The sequence below is a fragment of the Micromonospora sp. M71_S20 genome (assembly GCF_003664255.1).
In the GTDB taxonomy this organism is placed as follows: domain Bacteria; phylum Actinomycetota; class Actinomycetes; order Mycobacteriales; family Micromonosporaceae; genus Micromonospora.
The window spans coordinates 1342157-1362638 of sequence record NZ_RCCV01000001.1; the positions used below are offsets into that span (position 1 = coordinate 1342157).

At 73.4% G+C, this 20482-nt stretch carries 17 protein-coding genes and 2 pseudogenes; 10 read left to right on the forward strand and 9 right to left on the reverse strand.

Annotated elements, in window-relative coordinates; genetic code table 11:
* Positions 1-8 precede the first annotated feature (8 nt).
* Positions 9-1565 (forward strand): hypothetical protein, encoded by a 1557-nt coding sequence (locus tag DER29_RS05930; RefSeq protein ID WP_199729141.1) that lies wholly within the window; start codon positions 9-11, stop codon positions 1563-1565.
* Entirely contained in the window at positions 1562-4195 is a 2634-nt protein-coding gene (locus tag DER29_RS05935; protein WP_121396411.1) for a hypothetical protein, read from the forward strand. Before DER29_RS05930 ends, DER29_RS05935 begins: the two co-directional genes overlap by 4 nt.
* A gap of 54 nt (positions 4196-4249) precedes the next feature.
* Here DER29_RS05935 and DER29_RS05940 read toward each other — a convergent pair whose 3' ends face one another.
* From DER29_RS05940 to DER29_RS05955, 4 genes and pseudogenes are all read right to left on the reverse strand, one after another.
* A complete protein-coding gene (locus tag DER29_RS05940) occupies positions 4250-5425 on the reverse strand; it encodes an aminoglycoside phosphotransferase family protein (protein WP_121396412.1) in 1176 nt (391 codons plus the stop codon).
* Between the two features lie 98 nt (positions 5426-5523).
* A complete protein-coding gene (locus DER29_RS05945; RefSeq protein ID WP_233599654.1) occupies positions 5524-6207 on the reverse strand; it encodes an ankyrin repeat domain-containing protein in 684 nt (227 codons plus the stop codon).
* Positions 6204-6835 (reverse strand): annotated as a pseudogene (locus DER29_RS05950) (response regulator). The gene DER29_RS05945 and the pseudogene DER29_RS05950 overlap by 4 nt, the downstream one beginning before the upstream one ends.
* Positions 6832-7959: a sensor histidine kinase gene (locus DER29_RS05955; protein ID WP_121399039.1), complete on the reverse strand. Its 1128-nt coding sequence runs from the start codon at positions 7957-7959 to the stop codon at positions 6832-6834. The pseudogene DER29_RS05950 and the gene DER29_RS05955 overlap by 4 nt, the downstream one beginning before the upstream one ends.
* Before the next feature lie 185 nt (positions 7960-8144).
* Between DER29_RS05955 and DER29_RS05960 the strand changes: the two genes are divergently transcribed.
* Positions 8145-8750, forward strand: a complete 606-nt coding sequence (locus tag DER29_RS05960) for a heme-binding protein (RefSeq protein WP_121396413.1) — start codon at positions 8145-8147, stop codon at positions 8748-8750.
* Between the two features lie 69 nt (positions 8751-8819).
* Here the strand turns inward: DER29_RS05960 and DER29_RS05965 are convergent, their stop codons facing one another.
* Entirely contained in the window at positions 8820-10052 is a 1233-nt protein-coding gene (locus tag DER29_RS05965; RefSeq protein ID WP_121396414.1) for a multidrug effflux MFS transporter, read from the reverse strand.
* Between the two features lie 79 nt (positions 10053-10131).
* Between DER29_RS05965 and DER29_RS05970 the strand changes: the two genes are divergently transcribed.
* The 5 genes and pseudogenes from DER29_RS05970 to DER29_RS05990 all read left to right on the forward strand — a co-directional run bounded on the left by DER29_RS05970 (position 10132) and on the right by DER29_RS05990 (position 12767).
* Positions 10132-10575, forward strand: a complete 444-nt coding sequence (locus DER29_RS05970) for a MarR family winged helix-turn-helix transcriptional regulator (RefSeq protein WP_121396415.1) — start codon at positions 10132-10134, stop codon at positions 10573-10575.
* A gap of 82 nt (positions 10576-10657) precedes the next feature.
* A complete protein-coding gene (locus DER29_RS05975) occupies positions 10658-11125 on the forward strand; it encodes a VOC family protein (protein ID WP_121396416.1) in 468 nt (155 codons plus the stop codon).
* A gap of 55 nt (positions 11126-11180) precedes the next feature.
* Positions 11181-11702, forward strand: a pseudogene (locus DER29_RS05980) (DUF6244 family protein); the annotation flags it as partial.
* Between the two features lie 198 nt (positions 11703-11900).
* Positions 11901-12299, forward strand: coding sequence for a hypothetical protein (locus DER29_RS05985; RefSeq protein WP_121399040.1), 399 nt, complete (start codon positions 11901-11903; stop codon positions 12297-12299).
* A 15-nt stretch (positions 12300-12314) separates the two neighbouring features.
* Positions 12315-12767, forward strand: a complete 453-nt coding sequence (locus DER29_RS05990; protein ID WP_121396417.1) for a SitI3 family protein — start codon at positions 12315-12317, stop codon at positions 12765-12767.
* A gap of 76 nt (positions 12768-12843) precedes the next feature.
* Here DER29_RS05990 and DER29_RS05995 read toward each other — a convergent pair whose 3' ends face one another.
* Positions 12844-13332 (reverse strand): hypothetical protein, encoded by a 489-nt coding sequence (locus DER29_RS05995; RefSeq protein ID WP_121396418.1) that lies wholly within the window; start codon positions 13330-13332, stop codon positions 12844-12846.
* 91 nt (positions 13333-13423) lie between these two features.
* Positions 13424-13861 carry a membrane protein insertion efficiency factor YidD gene (yidD, locus tag DER29_RS06000; protein WP_121396419.1) on the reverse strand — a complete coding sequence of 146 codons (438 nt, stop codon included), beginning with the start codon at positions 13859-13861 and terminating at the stop codon, positions 13424-13426.
* A 116-nt stretch (positions 13862-13977) separates the two neighbouring features.
* Between yidD and DER29_RS06005 the strand changes: the two genes are divergently transcribed.
* Complete coding sequence (locus tag DER29_RS06005) at positions 13978-14535, forward strand: hypothetical protein (RefSeq protein ID WP_121396420.1); 558 nt, start codon at positions 13978-13980, stop codon at positions 14533-14535.
* Positions 14536-14595: 60 nt separating this feature from the next.
* On the opposite strand, the gene DER29_RS06010 is transcribed toward DER29_RS06005, so the two are convergent.
* On the reverse strand, positions 14596-15738 hold the full coding sequence (locus DER29_RS06010) for a hypothetical protein (RefSeq protein WP_121396421.1): 1143 nt from the start codon (positions 15736-15738) through the stop codon (positions 14596-14598).
* 577 nt (positions 15739-16315) lie between these two features.
* Positions 16316-18694, reverse strand: coding sequence for an acylase (locus tag DER29_RS06015; RefSeq protein ID WP_121396422.1), 2379 nt, complete (start codon positions 18692-18694; stop codon positions 16316-16318).
* A gap of 172 nt (positions 18695-18866) precedes the next feature.
* On the opposite strand from DER29_RS06015, the gene DER29_RS06020 reads away from it, so the two are divergent.
* Positions 18867-20414, forward strand: a complete 1548-nt coding sequence (locus DER29_RS06020) for a gluconokinase (protein WP_121396423.1) — start codon at positions 18867-18869, stop codon at positions 20412-20414.
* The last annotated feature ends 68 nt before the right edge of the window (positions 20415-20482 follow it).

A 20482-nucleotide genomic window follows, 5' to 3' on the forward strand; every position in this document is an offset into this window, starting at 1 on the left:
CAACCAGGATGGCCGACATGACGAGGGCACCGATCGATGCGATGGCCGGATCCGCCGGCTCACGATCGCTAGTCGAGGGGCCGGCCTGGTGTGACCCGGGTCTGCTTGCCCGCGCCGGCCGGTACCCGCTTGCCGTGGAAGCCCCGGTGATGGCCGCCGTCGACATGCTCGTCCCCGGCGTTTCCACGGTGACCCGCTACGCCCGCTACTACAGCCTCTACTGGGCCTTCGCTGCCCACGCCGAGGAAGCCGGCTTGGACCGCGACGCCTGCCGACGACTGGTCCGCCGGGCCGAGGTTGGCATGGCGCGAATCTCCCAGGCGTACGACGAACACGACCACCCGCTCGGCCTGGCGCACGGGGTGGATGCGGTAGCGCGGCTCGGCCCCGACGAGGGCACCGAGTTCTCAGTGGCCGACGCTACCGGTTCCCGCTCCTACTCGCCGCGTGCCTGGGGATTCTGGTCGCAGTACAACGGACCTAGCGGGGCACTCGGCACGGTCGCGATGGACGGCGGCGCGCTGCGCCCTGGGCGGCACCCCTGCCCACCTCAGATCACCGAGATGTACGCCCCGCTGATCGCCGCCGCCGACCGTGGCCCCGGCCTCTCTCTCCCATCGGTGGCGCTCGGCCGGCTGAGCCTCCAGCAGGACGACGACACGCCTGACCTCGAACCGCTCGGCGGCGTGCTCAGCGCGACCATCGAGGGCCGCCACGACCCGGAGGCGTGGACCGGCGACGACCGGACCAGACGCGCAACGCTACGCATTTTGGCCCGGTCCTGGCAGCTCAATCCCGACGCGGAGACCTGGCTAGCGGCGTTCGCGGCCGGCGTCGCCTACGGGTCGGCGGCCCGCGAGGACCCGCTACTCGCTGGCGAGGAACGCACCGCCGCGTGGCGGGGCGTGGTGCTTCGGCACCACTCCGTCGGCGCATGGCGGCACCTCTGGGCAGCGCTAGTCAACGAGGTCCGCAATGCGGAGAATGCCTCCCGGGGCTACCTGCACGATTGGATCGCCGGGCAGCTGCCTGGCGGCACCGTCGCCGATTTCGAGGCCGGCCTACCCTCCGTCGTCGATGGACATGGCGACCCGACGCCGGCCGAGGACGCGCTAGTCGCTGACGACGCTGGCGTCGTCACCGACGTGGCATTGCTGCTATTGGGAGCCCGCCGACTCGACTCGTTGACCGGCCTTACCCTGCGGACCTTCAAGGGGCGCAGACCCACCTATCTCGATCCCACCTGGGTGGCCCAGCTACGGCGGGAGTTCGCGCAGCGCCCAGTCGCCGATCTGGGACGACGGCTCGTCGATGACATGCTCGCCCAGTCGCGGCGGGTAGCGCTGCGGAAGGTGGCGTTCAATTCGGACGGCACCATCTCACTGTTCAGCCGGCTACACGAACGCAATGGGGTGTACTTCGCTGATTCGTCGGAGGGCAGCGGCAACATCGGCCTGCGTGTCCACCAGCTCGCCGAGATCGCGGTACAGGTCGGTCTACTCAGCGCAGAGCCCGAGGATCCGGTGACCCCGTGGGGGCGGCAACTTTTGGACGTGCCCGCATGAGCGAGGTGACCCGATCCTTCCGCTCACCCCTGACGCTGTTGGAGCAGTGGCGCGACCGGGCCGACGGGGCCCGGCTGCGCGAGGTCGTCATCACCGGCTACACGGTCGACCTCGGGTTCCTGGAGAAGTTCGCCATTCCGACGGCGCGGGCGCTCGGCGCGCGAATCACCGTACTCGGCGATGCCGGGCACGCCGTGCACGACCCGGTTGACGTGCGGCGAGCCGGGGTGGCCTACCAACATGGCCACGCGGTCTGCCCCCGCGCTTTCCACCCGAAGCTGGTCGTGCTACTCGGCGACGACGACGTCTGGCTAACGGTCGGATCGGGCAATCCGACGTTGTCAGGCTGGGGCTACAACCGTGAGCTGTGGGTGACCGCACACGGCACCCGGCAGTACGGGCCCCAGCTCGTCGTAGACGTGGCGGAATGGCTGCACGACCTGCCTGACGTGGTCGGGATGGCGAGTTGGATCGCGGCGACGCTGCGGCAGGTAGCGGATCGGATGCGACCTGGCGCGGTCGATGAGCGCTGGTTGCCGGTACGCGCTTACGGCAATCTGCGGCGACCGCTGCTGGAACGGCTGCCCACCGATCCCATTGACGAGTTGCGCCTGGCCGCCCCGTTCTACGACCCGCCCGCCCGCGCGGTGAGCGCCCTGGTTAACCGGACCAAACCACGCTCGGTGCGCGTGGCCGTGCAGCCCTCGATCGCCATGTTCGACGGCGCCGCACTGGTTCGGGCCACCGAGTCGACTATTGACCAGGAGTTCCGGCTGCTGGGTCCGGGACCGGCCCAACACGGCAAGCTCATCGAGTGGGACACCACTGACGGCACGACCGCCGGGATGACCGGCAGCGCGAACGTCACCACGTCGGCGCTGCTGCTCAGCACCGTGCAGGGTGGCAACTGCGAGCTGGCCGTTATCGCGCCACACAGCAACTCGCTGTTCCCGGAAGGCGACCCGCAGCCCTGTACGACGTTCCGGCATCTGGCGTCTACCCCGCCGACGGCGACCGATCCCGTGGGTGCCGCGCCAGTGCTACTCGGCTGCGCGCTGAGCGACGGCACGCTCGTCGTCGAGCTGGCCACTCCGGCGGGGCAGCGGGTAGTCGTAGAGACCTCGCCGTCGGCGGTACCCGGCAGCTGGCTAGCTGTGGGCGCCGTGCCCGTCGGGCAGCAGACCGCGCGCTTCTTGGTTCCGGAGCTCACCGGGGGCGCGGTCCGCGCGGTCATTGAGCTCGACGGCGTGCGCCGGGAGTCGGCTGCCGTCTTCATCACCGACCCGTCCCGCTGCCGCCCCCGCCGGGACGTCTCCGACGAACCACGGCTATCGCGGGCGTACGAGCCGGACGAACTTTTCACCGATCCGCTAATCGCCCAGCGCTTTACCGCGGACCTGGCTCGACTGGTGGAGCTGACCGGCGCGACTGGCCGGTCCGTGCCCGCATCCTCGACCGCGCCGGTAGATACCGGAGTGGCACCGGGTGACCGATGGGCGGACTACCTCGAAGACTGCGACCGGCTGCTGGGGCGAGGGCTGGCTGGGCTCATCTTCCCGCGCACGTCGGCCACGAATCAGGCCACAGTAGCCGGCTGGTCCATCGACGACACCGATGAGAGCGAGCTCGCAGAGGATGAGGACGAGGGTGTGCTCGACGGCCTCACAGAAGAGCCGGATACCCCCTCGGCCAGGTCCGTGCCCGATATTCCCCCCAACGAACGCATCCGGTACCGCCGGTTCGCGGCCCGCTGGGTTGCCTCAGTGACCGAGCCGGCGGTCGAGGACAATTGGTCGACCTTGCCGCCGGTACACCTGCGGATGACGGTCACCGCGCTGTACCTGACGCTGCTTGCGGCCGGGGTGTGGCAGGAGGACGAGGACTGGCGTGCCGAACTCCGGTGGCTGGTGTGGGCGCTGGTCCCCGACGACGCCATCCTCGACGAGTTGCCGGCCGAGGCCTTCGAACACCTCTACTCCCTGCTGGCGGTCGCCATGGCGATGCTCCGCCAGGGCTCGCACCTTCAGGGCGGCCGGGAGGCGGACGTGCTCGCGAGCGACGCCTGGCGGGACGCATCCGAGTGGGTCGCGGAGGCCGACGCTGAGCTGGCCGAACAGCAACTCCTCCCTGCCAGCCAGCCCTTCGCCCGCGTCGTGAGTGCCCGGGAGCTCTGGGACACTATCGTGCTAGCTAAGGAGACCAGGCAGGATCCTTACGCCGAGGCCCGGGCGACGCTCAAGGAAGCCGGTTTAGCCGTCCGTCTCGACCAGGGCGTCTGGTGGGCAGAGGGTGAGTTCGGTAACGCGTACCGGACGGCAGCTCGGGTAGCGACGGAACTCGGGCGGGCAACTGGTTGCGTCGTCGCGGTGGCCCGTAACCCGCGATGCACCGTGCTCATTGCGCGCGTCGATCGGACGATGGTGCTGGTCGACTCACGAATGGCCGTCTGGCGGCTCTATCAGCTGTCCGGCACCAGGACGCCGCTGTCGATGACTGCCGAGTATCCCGGACCGCCACCAGGCGCTCGCATCACCCCACTCACATCGCCCCCAACAGAGGTGCGGAACCTGAGCGATCAGTTGGGCGTCGATCTAACCGAGATTTCGAGGCGGATCAGGATTCCTGGGTGAGCTTCCGCGCGATCGGGCGAAAAATGGTGTCCGGCACCCGCCACCACAAGGGAGTCAGGGGGCAACGGACGCGAGTGCGTGCGCGAGGTAGGTGTCGACGTCCGTGGCGTGGTAGACCCGCTCGCTCTCCTCGATCCCGTCGAGGAACATCGCGTACACGGCCGCCATCCGCAGCGCCGCGACCGGCCGCAGCAGTTCCACGGCCCGCTCCGGCTCGCACCCCGGCACCTCGGCCCGCCACCGCGCGCACCACTCGGCGAGCACCGGGGCGGCGACATCGTCGGCGAGCCCCTCCGTAAGCCGCAGCGCGTCGAACGCCGGGTGTCCCACGAACGCGTCGCCCCAGTCGATGACCACGTGCCGCCCGGCGTCGGCGCGCACGTTGCCGGGGTGCAGGTCCCCGTGCACGAGGGTGTCCGGCAGCCCGCACCGGCGCACCTCGTCGAGCCTCGCCTCCAGCCCCGCCAGCAGGGACCGCACCGGCGAGGTGTCCCAGCCGACCAGCCGGTCGCGGATCCAGGCCGGCAGGGCGTCGGCGCGCAGGTCGGGCACGCCCGCCGCGACCAGTTCCGCCACGTCGGGGACGGAGCGCACCTGCACCGGGTGGAAGTCGGCGGCCATCGCCAGCCGCTCCTCGACGGGTGCGCCGTAGCGGTCCTCGCCGGGCACGTGCTCGATCAGCATCCGGCCGTCGCCGTCGTCGGCGAGCAGCGTCGAGGTCCTCCCGGGCGCGGCCCGGCCGAGCCAGCGCAACACGGCGGCCTCGTGCCGGAAGAACGCCGGCACCTGCTTCAGCCAGGCCGTGCCGTCCGGGCCGTCGAGCCGCCAGACCGCCGAGAGGTTCCAGGTGCGCTGCTGGGTGACGGTCTCCGCCGGGCGGCCGAGCCGCCGCAACTGCGCCGTCGCCCAGGCGAGGCTGCGCGCCGGTCCGCCGGGCTCGGCGTACGGGGCGCGCAGCGGGTCCGCCGACAGGTCTACTTTCGCCGGTACGAGCGGCGTGGCGGGCGGCCCGTCGACCTGGGCGAGGTACGTGACCGTGCCGCCCATCGGCTGCGGCGCGTCGCCGGTCAGCAGGCGGAGCACGGCCACCTCGACGCCGTACCGCCGGCGGGCCTCGGCCACGACCGGGGCGACCTCCTGCCACCACGGCGACGGGACGTCGAACGGCGGCAGCGCGCCCAGCGGGGCGCCCGCGGCATCGACCAGGACGAGGGTCACGGTTCGGGACACGCCGGCACGCTACCGCCGGCCCGCGAACCTCGGCGACCGGTTAAGCCGCTGGCCGGCCGCACCGGGTCAGCGCGACTGGCCGCCGGGAGCACCGCCGGTCAACGGGAGAGGATGGCGACGATCTCGGCGTAGCCGCGCCGGCGGGCTTGCTCGAGCGCGTCGACGCCGTCGCGGTCGGGCTGCTGGACGCGTGCGCCGGCGGCCACGAGGATCTCCGCGATCTCCTGGTACGGCCTGCTGCCGTCGCCGAGGATCACGCACTCCAGCAGGGCGGTCCAGCCGAGGTTGTTGACGTGGTTGACGTCGATGCCGGTGCGGACGACCCGCCGGACGTAGTCGACGTGGCCGCGTTCGCTGGCCGGGATGACGGAGATCCCGCCGTAGCGGTTCACGATCGTCAGGTCCGGCCTGGCGGGCAGCAGCACCTCCAGCATCGCGACGCTGCCGGTCACGCCGGTCACCAGCCACGGGGTGTCGTGCTGGTCGTCGAGGGCGTCCGGGTCCGCGCCCGCCTCGACCAGCATCCGGGCCACCTCGACGTGGTCGTTGGCGGCGGCCAGCAGCAGGGGCGTACGCCGTCGTTCGTCGCGGGCCTCGGTGTCGGCGCCGGCGGCCAGCGCGGCGCGTACCGTCGTCGGGTCGCCGGCGCTCGCGGCGGCGAGCAGGCCCTGGTTCGCTGGTGCGGTCATGGTGTCCTCCGGGGCGGGTGTGGTATCGGGCGGCGTGCAGCCGGCCGGCGCGAGGGCGGCGAGGGTGAGGGCGAGCAGGGCGCGGCGTCTCACAGTCGGATCAGCTTCCGTTCGACGGCGGCGTGCACCGCCGCGGTACGCGAGTCGACGCCGAGTTTGGCGTAGATGCGGACCAGGTGGGTCTTGACGGTCGCCTCGCTGATGAACAGCCGTCGGCTGATCTCCCTGTTGGCGTGACCGCGGGCGAGCAGCGTGAGGATCTCCACCTCCCGGGCGCTGAGGTTCTCCTGCGGGCCGCGCATCCGGTCCATGAGCCGGGCGGCGACCGGCGGGGACAGGACGGTCTGCCCGGCGGCGGCGGCGTGCACGGCGCGGAAGAGGTCGTCGGGCGGGCAATCCTTGAGCAGGTAGCCGGTGGCGCCGGCCTCGACCGCGCGCACGATGTCCTCCTGGGTGTCGTACGTGGTGAGCACCAGCACGCGCGGCGGGTCGGGCAGAGCGAGGAGGTGGGTGGTGGCGGCGACGCCGTCGACCCCGTCGCCGAGTTGCAGGTCCATCAGCACCACGCGGGGCGCAGCGCGGCGGCCTGCCGGACAGCGTCGCCGGCCGTGGCGGCCTCGGCGACCACGGTCATGTCGGGCCGGCCGCCCAGCAGCGCGCGCAGCCCGGCGCGGACGACCGGGTGGTCGTCGACCAGGATCAGCCGCAGCGGGGGCGTCACCGGGTGTCCCGCAGAGGCAGGCTGACGGCGAGCGCGGTGCCCTCCCCGGGTGCGCTCTCGACGGCGAGGGTGCCGCCGAGGTGCGCGATCCGCTCCTGGATGCCGGTCAGCCCGAACCCGCTGGTCAGGGCTGGGTCGAAGCCCGTGCCGTCGTCGTACACGTCGAGCATCACCTCCTGGTCGCCGTAGGTCAGGGTGACGGCGGCCGAACGCGCCCGCGCGTGGCTGCGGACGTTGGCCAGGGCGCTCTGCGCCACCCGCAGCAGGGCGACCTCGTTGTAGACGCCCAGGGGCGCGACCGGGCCGGCGACGGTGAACCGGACGGGGGTCCCGGTGTCGCGCTCGGTCGCCGCGCAGAGCCGCCGCAGGGCGTCGGTCAGGGAGGCGCCGTCGAGCGCCGGCGAGGCCAGGCCACGCACGAAGCGGCGCGCCTCGGCCAGGTTCTCCCGGGCCGTGGCGGCGGCCTGCCGTACGTGCCCGCGCGCCTGCGCCGGCTCGGCGTCCCAGTCCCGGTCGGCGGCCTGGAGCAGCAGGTTCATGCTGGACAGGCCCTGGGCGAGGGTGTCGTGGATCTCCCGGGAGAGCCGGGCCCGCTCCGCCAGCGCCCCGGCCTCGTGCTGGCTGCGGTCGAGTTCGTCGCGGGCGGCCAGCAGGTCGTCGAGGGCGCGCTGCCGGGCCCGGTTCTGCCGGTCGAGTTCGAGGAAGACGACGGTGGTGATGGCGGCCACGCCCACGGGCCCGAGGATCAGGCTGGGGTCGAACCGGTCGGCGAGCCGCACCTGCGCGACGATGACCGCGCCGGTGAGCAGCCCGGCCAGCGGCCAGACCGCGCGGCGCGGGAGCTGGCGCAGGCCCACGAAGAACAGCGGGATCGACACGAGGGCGAAGCTGGGCGCGACGAGCACCAACGCGAGGAACGCGACGAGCATCGCCGCGAAGCGCGTGCCGGGCGCGGCCCGCCCCAGCTCGTTGACGGCGTACGCGGCCAGCAGCGCCCCGGTCAGCGTCAGCACCACGACGGTGCGGTCGTCCCAGTCGTGGCGTACGACGTAGCGGGAGGCCGCGGCGGCCAGCAGGAGCAGGAACCCCCACCGCATCGCCGGGCGCAGCCGGTCCCGCCGCATCGTGTCCACCTCCCGCCGAACGATCAGATGATCTTGACAAAGTCCAGCGTACGGCAGTTTCGGGACGGGTGAATCAACCATCCGATGTATCGGGATTGCATCGGGCGCGCCATGTGCGGGCCCCGTGTCGCGGCGAGGGTGGGAGCTGCCAGTTCGACCCGACGCCTCGACCTGAGGAGCACCACATGATCAAGAACATTCGCCGCCGGGCGGCACTCGGCCTGGGCGCCGGCGCCCTGGGCCTGTGCGCCGTCGCCGGCGTCGCCGTCAACGCCTCCGCCGCCGGCCCGCTGACGGAGGCGAAGCCGAGCGCCGCCGGGACGGCGGCGCAGGCGAAGCCCACCGCCGGGCCGGGAACGGCAGCGAAGCCCGCCACCGGAGGCGACGTCGTCGCCAACCCGTCGCTCGACATCGACGCGGCGCTGCGCGCGGCCCAGGCGACCCTGAAGGCGGCCGAGAAGGACGGCCACCGGGTCACCGTCGTCGTCCTCGACCGTTCCGGCACCGTCCAGGTGCAGCTCAAGGGCGACGGGGCGGGCCCGCAGACCGCCGAGTCCGCCACCCGCAAGGCGTTCACCGCCGTCTCGTTCGGCCAGCCGACCTCCGCGCTCGGCGGCCGGGTCACCGGGCCGGGCGCCACCCTGCGCGACATGCCTGGAACGCTCTTCCTCGCCGGCGGCGTGCCGGTCTCCGTCGACCGGCAGGTCGTCGGCGCCATCGGGGTCGGTGGCGCGCCCTCGGGCGACCTCGACGAGCGGTACGCGGACGCCGGAGCCGCCACGCTCCGCTGAGCCCGGTACGACGGGGCGAGGACTCCCGGAGCCCTCGCCCCGTCGTACGACTGGTCAGTGGTGCCGGCGTCAGGGACGGCGGGTGCGGGCCAGGGTGCCGACGACGGCGAGGGAGGCCACCGCCGCCCCCGCGACCACCACGGCCATCGGGACGGCGCTGCCTTCGCCGCCGAGCCCGACCAGCGGCGCGGCCATCGCTCCCACCAGCGACTGGATGGTGCCGAGCAGCGCGGCGGCCGTCCCGGCGTGGGCGGGGTGCCGGTCCAGGGCGAGCGCGGTGCCGTTCGGCATCACCATGCCGAGCGAGCCGACGAAGACGAAGAGCGCCACCGCCACCAGCGGCAGGCTGCCGAGCACCGCGCCCACGAGCAGGACGGCGGCGGCCACCAGCCCCACGCCCAGGGGGCGCACCAGCAGCGTGCGGGGCTCGAAGCGGTCCAACAGGCGGGCGTTGAGCTGGCCGGCGGCGACCAGGGCGAGCGCGTTGACGCCGAAGATGAGGCTGAACGCGCCGGCCGAGACGCCGAAGACGTCCTGGAAGACGAAGGACGACCCGGAGATGTAGGCGAAGAGCGCGGCGAAGGCGAGGCCCTGCGCCAGCGCGTACCCGAGGAAGATCCGGTCGGTGAAGAGCGAGCGGCCGGCGGCGGCCGTGGCGGCGAGGCCGCCGGTGCTGCGCCGCGCGGCGGGCAGCGTCTCCGGCAGCCGCCACGCGACGGCGGCGGCGAGCAGCGCGCCGATCACCGCGAGGGCGACGAAGACGGTACGCCAGTCGCCGAAGCGCAGCACCAGGCTGCCGAAGGCGGGCGCGGCCATCGGGGCGATGCCGAAGACCAGGGTGAGGCGGGAGAAGTACCTCGCGGCCTCGCGGCCGGAGTAGAGGTCGCGGACGACGGCGCGGGCGACGACCACGCCCATGCCGCCGGCGAAGCCCTGCGCGAGCCGCGCGGCGGCCAGCGTCTCGGCCGACGGCACGGCCGCGCAGACCAGCGACAGCAGGGTGTACGCGGCGACGCCCACCAGCACGGGTCGGCGACGCCCGAAGCGGTCGCTGAGCGGGCCGGTGACGAGCTGGCCGAGGGCCATGCCGATGAGGCAGGTGGTGAGCGAGAGCTGGATCTGCGCCTGGCTGGCGGACAGGTCGCGGGTCATCTCCGGGAACGCCGGCAGGTAGGTGTCCAGGGAGAGCGGCCCGAACGCGGTGAGCGTGCCGAGCAGCGCCAGCAGCACGACGGCGGCCCGCCCGGTGGGCGCGGCGACGCGCTCGTCCGGGCGGACGGGCGGTGCGGTGGCGTGCGGCATGACGGTCCCCTCACTGACGGCTCGGCCCGGTTAAGGTAGCTCTGACTACAGAGCTATTGCACCGACGGAGGGCCCGACTGTGACGGACGAGACGGTCGACCAGTTCGCCGGCGCGCTCGGCGACCTGCACCGGGTGCTGCGCCGGGCGGCCACCCAGCGGGCCGGCCGCACCGCCCTGCCGGACGCCCAGGTGGAGGTGCTGCGGCTGGTGCAGCGGTGGCCGGGAATCGGCGTCCGCGAGGCCGCCGAGCGGCTGGGCACCGCCCCCAACACGATCAGCACCCTCGTCGGCGAGCTGACCGCCGCCGGCCTGCTGCGCCGGGAGCGGGACCCGGCCGACCGGCGCACCGCCCGGCTCGAGCTGACCGACGCGGCCCGGGAGCGGATGGCCGCGTACGGGCGGCACCGGCGCGACCTGCTCGGCGCCGCGCTGGCCGAGCTGGACGGCCCGGACCGCGAGGCGCTGCTCGCCGCCGCCCCGGCGCTGCGCCGCCTCGCCGACCGGATGACGGGACGGAGCTGAGCCACCGGAGCCGGGCCGGCCCGAGGCGTCGACGCTACGGTGACGGTGGACGGTGCGGGTCGCGCGTGGAGGTCGTCGGGTGATGGAGCAGCGGATCAGCCTCGTGACGCTCGGCGTCGCCGACGTGACCCGGGCGCGCGCCTTCTACGAGCGGCTCGGCTGGCGCGGCCAGGAGGTCGAGGAGACCGTCTTCTTCCAGGCCGGCGGCCTGGCGCTGGTGCTGTGGGGCCGGGAGAAGCTGGCCGCCGACGCGGGCGTGCCCGACCGGGGCGCGGGCGGGTTCGGCGGGATGACGCTGGCACAGAACGTCCGCTCCCGGGGCGAGGTCGACGACCTGCTGACGGCGGCGGCCGACGCCGGGGCGCAGGTGACCGTGCCGGCACGGGAGACCTTCTACGGCGGCTACGCCGGCTGCTTCGCCGACCCCGACGGGCACGTCTGGGAGATCGCCTGGAACCCGGGCTTCCCGCTCGACCCGGGCGGCGCGCTCACCGTCCCCGACTTCGACCGGCGCGCGGCGCACGTGGAAGGTGACAGGGACACGGAGTGACACGGGGTCGTCGCCCCGCAACTCGACCGCCTTCGGATCGGAGGGCATCGCCCGCATGCCGCACGTAGATAGGATCAACGGCGAACTACGCGCGCTGTCGGCAGGCGTCGAGCGAGCGCGAGGGCTGGCATCTGCCGCCGACAGGAGGGCGCAGGAAGTCGGCCTGCGGGCCGCAGGGAGCGGCTTCACCGCCGTGGCGGCAGGCACCGCCCGCGTACGCGACAGGATCGCGGAACTCCACGGGGCCCTGGCAGATTTCGTCGACTCGCTCACTGCGGCGGCGGGAGCCACCGCAGCCCTGCCCCACGGGGCCACGCCCGAGGAAGCGGCTGCCGTACTGCAAACCGTGATGAGCGCGGTTGACCGGGCTCGTGACGCGGCGAGCGAGGCCATCGCCCGCATCGGAGGGGCGCAGCAGACCGTCGCCGTGATCCTGCACGGCGGGCAGCCCGGGCCACTGATACACGCTCTGGAGAGTGTCAGGCAGGTCCTGCTACCAGTGGCGCAGCGCACCAACACCGCCCGGCAGATCGTCGAGTCGGCGATCGCCGAGGTACGACAACTCGGGGCAGCCGGGAAAGTGATCGCCGTTGGTGGACCCACACCGGCAAGCCCCGTGTCTGCCGTCATCGATCCCCCGTCGTCAGCGGCTACCGGTGAAGCCGCCTGCACTGGCCTCGGTGCAACTCTGTTCTGGGACAGAAGACCCAGCGGCGCCGTCGGGGGATCGCCGACGGGAGCACCGACCAGGATTCCGCCCAAGTCGGATGACGAGGTGCGACGTGCACTGGAACTGGAGAACGAGTGCGCCGACACGATCGCCGACAGGGGCTATCGGATCCACCAGAACCCCACCAAGTTGGAGATCGCAGCAGGCAGGCTCAGCGCCGGCGACACGGGAGACCCGCAGAAGACTCCGGATTACCTGATCGAAGGCCACGTGTTCGACTGTTACTCTCCGACTCCCCCCAAGACGGTGCGTGGCGTCTGGGCCGCGGTCTCCGAGAAGGTCGAGAAGGGGCAGACTCAACGCGTGGTGCTGAACCTGGAGGACTGGACCGGGGACCTCGCCGCCCTTCAGAAGCAGTTCGACGACTGGCCCGTGCCCGGGCTGAAGGAACTCGTGGCGGTGCAGCGGAGCGGTGTGATCGCGCAGATCGTGCGGCGGAACTGAGGGAGTGACTGCGAGATGGCTGTTGAGTTCCAGTTGATGCTGGCAGGCGAGATCACCCTCGATGAGGTGGCCTTCCTCGCCGCACCGAATGCCGTCGAGACACGCACCGCGTCCGGCAACCGCATGCTCACCTCGGCGCTCAACGAGGAATGCGGATTCGTCGTCGACATCACCGGGGGCACCCACGGCTACTACGAGGCCGAGGACGACGACGGTTCGCTGTGGGTGTGGGAGCCGGAGACGTACGTCGACATCGGCTTCTACATGCGCAAGGACGTGCTGGCCGACAAGGGGATCCCCAACGTGCTGGCGACCACCGCCCGGGTCCTGAGCGAACGGACCGAAGACGCGGCCCTGATGTTCAATTACGACCTGCTGCTGCTGACCCGCGTCGCGGGGAGTCTACGCAAACACCGCCCCACATGGTGGAGCCACCATGACGCGGACGGCACGATCGTCCGGCCGTAGCCGCGGCACACCGGACGACGGAGGGGCTTTCACACCGCTTGCCCGTGCGGCACGGTTCACGCCCGATCGGCGGCCGTCAGGGAGCGACCCGGCGGGGGTACGCGTCGGCCTCGCGCGCCCACTGCTCGGCGGCCACGGAGAGGGCGTCGGCGGAGACGGTGAGCGTCAGCGGGTAGACCGCGCCCGGCGGCTGCCGCCGCATCCAGGGCGGCAGCGACTCGCACGAGAACTCGACCGTCAGCGCCAGCCGGCGACGCCGCAGCACCCGGGTGCGGAAGGCCAGGTTCGGCTCGGTGAAGCGGGCCACCGCCGAGGGCTCCGCCGGATCGCCGGTCGTCTCGGCCTGCTGCCGCAGCCAGCCCGCCAGCACGTACGCCTCGGCCACCGTCAGGCAGGGTTCGAGGTGCGACCAGGCCTGCCCGTCGGCGGTGCGGGCGTCCGTCTCGACGAGCAGCCAGTCGTCCCAGTCCGCCGCCTCGTCCGGGTCGTCCGGCGGCCCGACCCCGGGCTGGTAGCCCACGGGCCGGATCCTGACCCGGGCGCCGTCGTCGGAGCGGATCTCCATGCTGCCATCATGACCGATCCAGGGGGCGTTGTTGAGGCATCCACGCAGGTCAGGGCACCCGGCGGGCAGCGCACCGGGAGGCGGGTGCCGGTCAGCGCACCGGGTCGTGGGTGCCCCTCGGCACGTCGGGCCGGCAGCGGCGCAGCCGATCGGCGGCCATCCGCCCGCCGACGGCCAGCCCGTAACGCTCCACGGCGGCCAGCCCGTACGCGCTGCACGTCGGGGTGAAGCGGCACTGCCCGGGCCAGCGGTGCGACAGCCAGCGCCGGTAGCCCAAAATCGCGGCCCGCCCGGCCCGGTCCACCAACGGCACCCGCCCGGCGGCAGCGGTCGGCGTCGTCGACGCCCGGCCGGGCGCCACGAGCCGGGCGAGCAGCGCCCCGAGGGTGAGCAGGAACGAGAAGAGCCCCAGATCGCAACAGGGCACGTCGCAGCTGGGCATGTTGCAGTTGCACGCGTCGCAGTTGTCGAACCAGTCCTTCTTCTTCTTGCGACGCCGGTCGCCCCTCAGGTTGATCACAGGGAACATGATGCGCCGGCCGCGCCACCCGCGATCCCTCGGCCTGCGCTCGGGGTGCTCAGGTCGGGGGCCGGTACGGGAAGTCCCGGATGGAGCACGGTCCGTCACGCGACGATGCTGGACGGATGACCGACACCGATGCGCGGACGTCAGCGAGACTCGTGCCGGCGGCCGCCGTCGGCGGCCCGGCGCTCCTGCTGCTCTACGGCCTGCTCCGCCTGGTCGACGGCCTCGACGGCGACCGGGGCGACGGCTGGGCCTGGAACGTCGGCCACACCTTCTTCCTCGTCGGGATCCTGCTCTTCGGCGCGCTGGTCGTCGGCCTGCGCCGACGGTTGCTCGCCGCCGCGCCGCGGCGACGGGTGCTCACCGAGGCCGCGACCGTGCTGGGCCTGGTCGGGGTGGCCGCCTTCGTCTGGGTGATCCTCGGCGACCTCTTCCCCGGCCTGGCCGACGCCGCGCCGCTGCCCGACCCGGCCATGGCGCTGGGGCCGCTGCTGTTCCAGGTCGGCATCCTCGTCCTGCTGGCGCAGGCGGGAACCACTCGGCCCCGGCTGCTGCCGCCGTGGGTGCCCGTGCCGGTCCTGCTCGGCTTCCTGGGGATCGCCGTGAACCTGGACCTGCTGCCACTGGCCGCCGCGCTGATCCTCGCCGGCCTGCTCCCCCTGCAACGCCTCCGCTGAGCACCCGCCCGCACCGGCGCCCGGCGGGGCGGCACATCCGGAACGGGGCAGGGCGGACGGTCAGCGCCAGACCGTGCGGCGCACCCCGTCGTGCGCGGCGCAGGCGTCGCGTCGCCCGCCGGTGAGGCTGACCGAACCGTCGCGGCACTGCACCAGGTATCCCCGACCGGCCCAGAACTCGGGCGCGCAGTCGAACCAGTCGCAGATCTCGATCGCCGGCCGGCGGATGCGGTCGCCGCCACAGAAGTCGTACCCCATCGGATTGGCGGGGGCGCCGCAGAGCCGCTCGCGGGCGGGTGTCGGCGAGGGCGAGGCGGTGCGTCGCGGCTTCGACGCGGCCGGCGGCGCCTTCGCCGGAGCGGTCGGCAGGGCGACCGGCGGGACGGCGGCGTCCGGCGCGGGGGTGGCGGCGACGGCGACCTCGGAGCCGGTCGGATCGGCGGGGTCGGTGTCCAGCAGCGCGGCCGGCACCAGCAGGGCGATGCCGGCGGCGACGGCCACGGTGCGCCGGCCGCCGGGCACGAACGCGAAGGGCTGGGCCTGCGCCGGGGTGGCGATCAGCGGCCGGAACGGCTTGAGCTGCGCGTGCTCGGCGATCGCCTCGTCGAGCTGGTCGAGCACCGCGCCGCGCTGCTCGATGGCGTCGGCGAAGGCCAGGGTCAGCTTGAACCGGAAGTCGGCGGCGACGTCGGCCGGGAGCATCAGGCCGGAGGTTCGCCGCCGGTCCAGCACCTGCATGAGCGTGACCGGCGCATGCGGGTCGTGGGCGAGGCCGGTCATCTTCCCGTACGCCCAGTCGCGCCGGCCGCGACCGCCAAGCAGCACCAGCCGGCGGTTGGTGATCACCGCCATGCCGGCGTCGGCGACCCGGACGCCGTCCGGCCTACGGGGGCGCGGCGGCGCGGCCGCCGGAGCGACCGTCAGGTCGGGCGCGGGCAGCACCGTGGTGTGCCGCACCTCCACCAACTGCGCGGCCGGCAGCACCCAGAACACCACCTCGTCGGGCGCGAGCTCCAGGGCCAGGCCGGCGCCCGCCGCGGCCGAGCCCTGGAACTCCTCGGCGAGGGTACGCAGGCGGCGCAGTTCGTCGTCGCGTCGTCGCCATGCCTTGTCGGCGCTGCGGAACTCCCGCCGCCGCCGTTCGTTCTGCCGGTGCACCCACCGGTACCGCCACGTGGAACCCGTCGAATCAGTCCTTGCCACGCCGACTCCTTCGCCGCGCAGGCCACCAACCGGGGTGTCACAGCTGTCAACTGTGACAACGGCCGGCGGGGACACGCCGCAACGGGCGAAATGCCCGAACGACGGGCGAAAACGGGCGATAGGTGGATTTCGTCGAGTCGTTTCGCATCAGTCGGGCGTGTCCGACGGCGCGCCCACCGCACCGGACAGCCGCCAACAGGCGGTCGGTGTCCGCCGGCGGAAATCTTGGTACCGGAGGGCCCCTGGAGGGGCGGTTTCTCGCCAAGATCTGAAAGGTGGCCGGCGCGCGGACGCGAGAGTGGGCACCGACGGGGTGTGGCCCGCCGTGCCCGGCGCAGGGATCAAGCCTGACCGCCCGGAGCCGGGTACGGCGGGCCACACCCCCACCACGACGAACCGCAATCACCCCGACGCAGCCCAGCCACCCAACGCGCCGCAGGCACCCACCCTCCCGCAACCACCCCAGGCCCCGCACCCCGAAGCGCACCACCCGGACCGCGCACCCGTGAAAGCGGTCGCGCCCGCCCGGTCGCGGTGACCGGACGGGCGCGACGGACAGGCGCGACGGAACGGCGGGTCAGTGGCGGCGGCCCTCTCCCACCCAGTAGGTGCGCAGGTTCGGGTCGGCCTTGATCTGCGCCTCCGTGTACTTGATGGTGTCCCAGCCCTTGCCCGAGTAGAGCCGGGTCTGGTCGCCGTACCAGGGTGAGTTCGGGTTGGCCGACTGGGAGTAGGTGAGGATCTGCCGCCCCGAGGGGCCGTCGCGGCCCAGCTCGACGGCCATCACGAAGGACGAGCCGTGCACCACCTTCGGGTAGCCGACGCCGGGCACCAACGGACTGACGATCATGTTGAACACGCCGGCCTCGGCGCGTCCGCCGTGGATCGGGATGCGCCGGTCGCCGCGCGGCTCGGTCTGGATGTCGCCCAGTCGCGCGTCGAGCGGGATGCCGGCGAGCTTGCGGACCGCGTCGGCGAGCGCGGTGAGCACGCGCGGGTCGGCGGTGTTCAGCCGGCTCGGGGTGCGCACCGGGTCGGCGGCGTCGAACGCGTCGGCGAACCGGATGCCGCCCGACAGGGCGAACTCCGTGAACAGGTGCGCGCCCCGGCTGTCCAGGTCGACGCGCAGGTCCCAGCCCTTCAGGGCCGCGCACGCCCCGCGCAGGTCGACCGTGGTGCCGTCCGAGGCGGTCGCGGTGGGATGCGCGGCGCACAGCGCCACCAGGTCGTCGCGGAGCAGTTCGCCGCCGTACGCGCGGTTGCCGAAGACCGTCTGCCAGAGCCGGGACGTGGTGTAGCCGCGCCCGGGCAGCCCGTCGGTGCCGGCGAGGCGCTCCCGCACCTGCTCCACGCCCAGCCGGGTACGCAGGCTGCGCTCGGTGCGCTCGTTGCCGATGATGCGCGGGTAGCCCTCCAGCGGCGCCTCCGGGTTGGCCAGCCAGTGGCTGTCGTTGGAGTTGGTCACGTAGTCGGCGCGGAACCGGATCGGCAGGTTGGCCGGGCCGAGGATGCCGGGCACCGCCGCGTCGCGATCGCGGCCCAGCGCGCAGGCCGACCGGGAGCCGTCGAGGACGGCCTGGCCGCTGGAGGCGTAGAGCGGCTGGAACGGCGCGGGGGTGCAGGCGGCGGCCAGCTCGTCGGTGACCCGGGGCACCACCGAGTGGTCGGCGTAGAGCGCCTCGCCACGGGCGTCGGCGGCGATCACGTTCACCCAGGGCAGGAACTGGTGCCGGTCGAGGACCTGCTTCAGCTCGCGGACCGTCTTCGCCCGGCCCATCTGGAGCCAGCCGTCGAAGGCCCGGTTGTTTGTCGCGTTGACGTCGGTGATCGCGTACGCGGCGGTGGTGGTCCAGTCGAAGGTGCCGGGGACGACGACCACCGGACCGAAGTGGGTGTCGTGGAAGGTGCGGCTGACGGGCACGGTGCCGCCACCCGGGGCGGGCGCCTGGACGGTGACCGTGCGGGTGGTCATCTTGCGGGCCCGGCCGTCCACGTAGTACGAGGTGGGGTCGCCGGGGACCAGCGCGAGCCGGTGCCAGACGAAGCGCCGGGCGGTGGAGACGGTGTGGCTCCAGGCGAGCGTGCGGTTGTGCCCGATCTCGATGATCGGGTCGCCGACCAGCGCCGCGCCCTCCACGTCGTAGCGGCCCGGGACCTTCAGGTGCATCCGGTAGAAGCGCTCCGCGCCCTCCCACGGGAAGTGCGGGTTGGCCAGCACCATCCCGCCGCCGTGCGTGGTGGCCCGCGCGCCCAGCCCGTACGCGTTGCTGCCGACGCCGGCGGGCGCGCCGTCGCGGGCGGCGAGGACCGCCGCGGCGCCCGGCGCGTCGAGGGCGGCGGCCGGGCCGGTGGCCGTGGGCGGGGCGGCGGCGACGATCCCGTCGAGCACCGCCCGCGAGCCGGCCCGGACCATGCTGGCCCAGCTCGCGCGCCACATGTCCAGTTCGGTCAGCGGACGCACCCACGGCTTGCCCCGGCAGGCCGGGTCGGTGAGGTTCGCCGCGCCGGTGCGGCGCAGATAGCTGTTGTAGCCGGCGACGAAGCCGCGGATCTGGTCCCGGACCTCGTCGGACGGGGAGTGCACGCCGTCGCGGGGCCCGTGCAGCAGCCGCTCCGCCGTGCCGTCGTCGATCGCCTTGCGGTGGAACAGGTCGCTGCGGACGTTCGCGTCCGTGGGGCTCGCCGCTCCGAAGTAACGGGACCGCTCGGCGTTGACCGTGACGACCTTCTCCGCGATGACGCAGATGTTGTCCTCGGCCTGGACGTGGCCGACGCCGAAGCCCAGGCTGGCGAAGGTGCGGGCGGTGATGTGCGGGACGCCGTACGACGCCCGGCGGATCTCCGCCGAGTAGCCGCCGTCACGGTGCCGTGCGGCGGCCGGCGGAACGCCGGCGACCGCGGTGGTGGCGACCGTGGCGAGGGCGGTGACCAGTGCGCAGAGCGGCCTTGGCCTCATCGGGACTTCCTCCCGTCCGGTGGACGTGTGAGAAGTTCACACGACCGGCATTCTCGCCGGGCGCGGGCGTGCCGAGGAAGACCCGACCGGGAAACCGGGTTGTTCCCCCTACGGACCACCCGGACGCTGGGTAACGTCGGCGGCACCCGGGGTCGACGAGGGGGTGGGACCGGTGGGCGAGCCGCTCCGCCCCGTGGTGATCGGCGTCGACATCGGCACCACCAGCGCCAAGGCGGTCGCGTACGACGTGGCCGGTGCCCAGCTCGCCCACCACTCGGTCGGCTACCCGCTCGACGAGCCGCACCCCGGCTACGCGGAGCAGGACCCGCGGCACATCCACGCGGCGGTGCTGGAGTCGGTGCGCACGGTCGTGGCGGAGCTGGACCGGCCGGTCGCCGGGCTCTCCTTCGGCACGGCGATGCACAGCCTGATCGGCCTGGACGCGGACGGTCACCCGCTCACCCCGTCGGTCACCTGGGCCGACTCGCGGGCCAGCCGGCAGGCCGAGCGGCTGCGCGCGGTCCCGTCCGGGCTGGCGCTGCACCGCCGCACCGGCACCCCGGTCCATCCGATGGCGCCGCTGCCCAAGCTGCTCTGGTTCGCCGAGCAGGAGCCGGTGCTGTTCGGGCGGGTGGCGTACTGGGTGGGCATCAAGGACTGGGTGCTGCTGCGGCTGTGCGACGCGCTGGTGACCGACCACTCGGTCGCCTCCGCCACCGGGCTGATGGACCTGCACCAGCTCTCCTGGGACGAGGAGGCGCTCGGGATCGCCGGAATCACCGCCGAGCAGTTGCCGGAGCTGGTCCCCACCACCACCGTGCTGCCCGGCCTCACCGCCGAGACCGCCGAGGCCACCGGGCTGCCCCGGGACACAAGGGTGGTCGTCGGCGCCGGGGACGGCCCGCTGGCCAACCTCGGGCTCGGCGCGGTCGCCCCGGGCGTGATGGCCTGCACGATCGGCACCAGCGGCGCGATGCGCGTGATGGTGGAACGTCCCGGCGTCGACCCGCTCGGCGGGGTGTTCTGCTACGCGCTGACCGAGCACCGCTGGGTGGTCGGCGGGGCGATCAACAACGGCGGCGTCGTGCTGGAATGGACCGGCGAGGCGCTCGCCCCGGAGCTGGGCGAGGACGCCGAGGAGGAGTTGCTGGCGCAGGCCGCCCGGGCGCCGGTCGGCTCCGGCGGTCTGATCATGCTGCCGTACCTGCTCAGCGAGCGCGCCCCGCACTGGAGCGCGCTGCCGCGCGGCGCGTACGTGGGGCTGACCAACGGGCACCGCCGGGCGCACCTGGTGCGGGCCGCGCTGGAGGGCGTCTGCCAGCAGTTGGCGCTGGTGCTGGCCTCGGTGCGGGCCGCCGGCAACGAGGTCCGGGAGATCCGCGCCAGCGGCGGCTTCGCGCGCAGCCCACTGTGGCGGCAGATGCTGGCCGACGTGCTCGGCGTGCCGGTGCACTTCCCCGCCACGCGTGAGGGCTCCGGCTTCGGCGCGGCGCTGCTCGGCATGGAGGCGCTGGGGCTGATCCCCTCCATCGAGGTCGCCGCCCACCTGGTGCGCATCGAGGAGACGGCACGCCCGGATCCGGCCGCCGCCGCCACGTACGCCGCCCTGCTGCCGCTCTTCGCCGGGCTCTACGACGCGCTGATCCCCACGTTCACCTCGCTGCGCCGCCTCGCCCCGGGCCTGCCGCCGACACCGGCACCGGCACCACCGACGCGGTAGGGTGCCGCCCGGACGGGTGACGCCGCCGGGGGCGCCGACACCGGCCCGGCGTCGCCGGCACCGGTGAC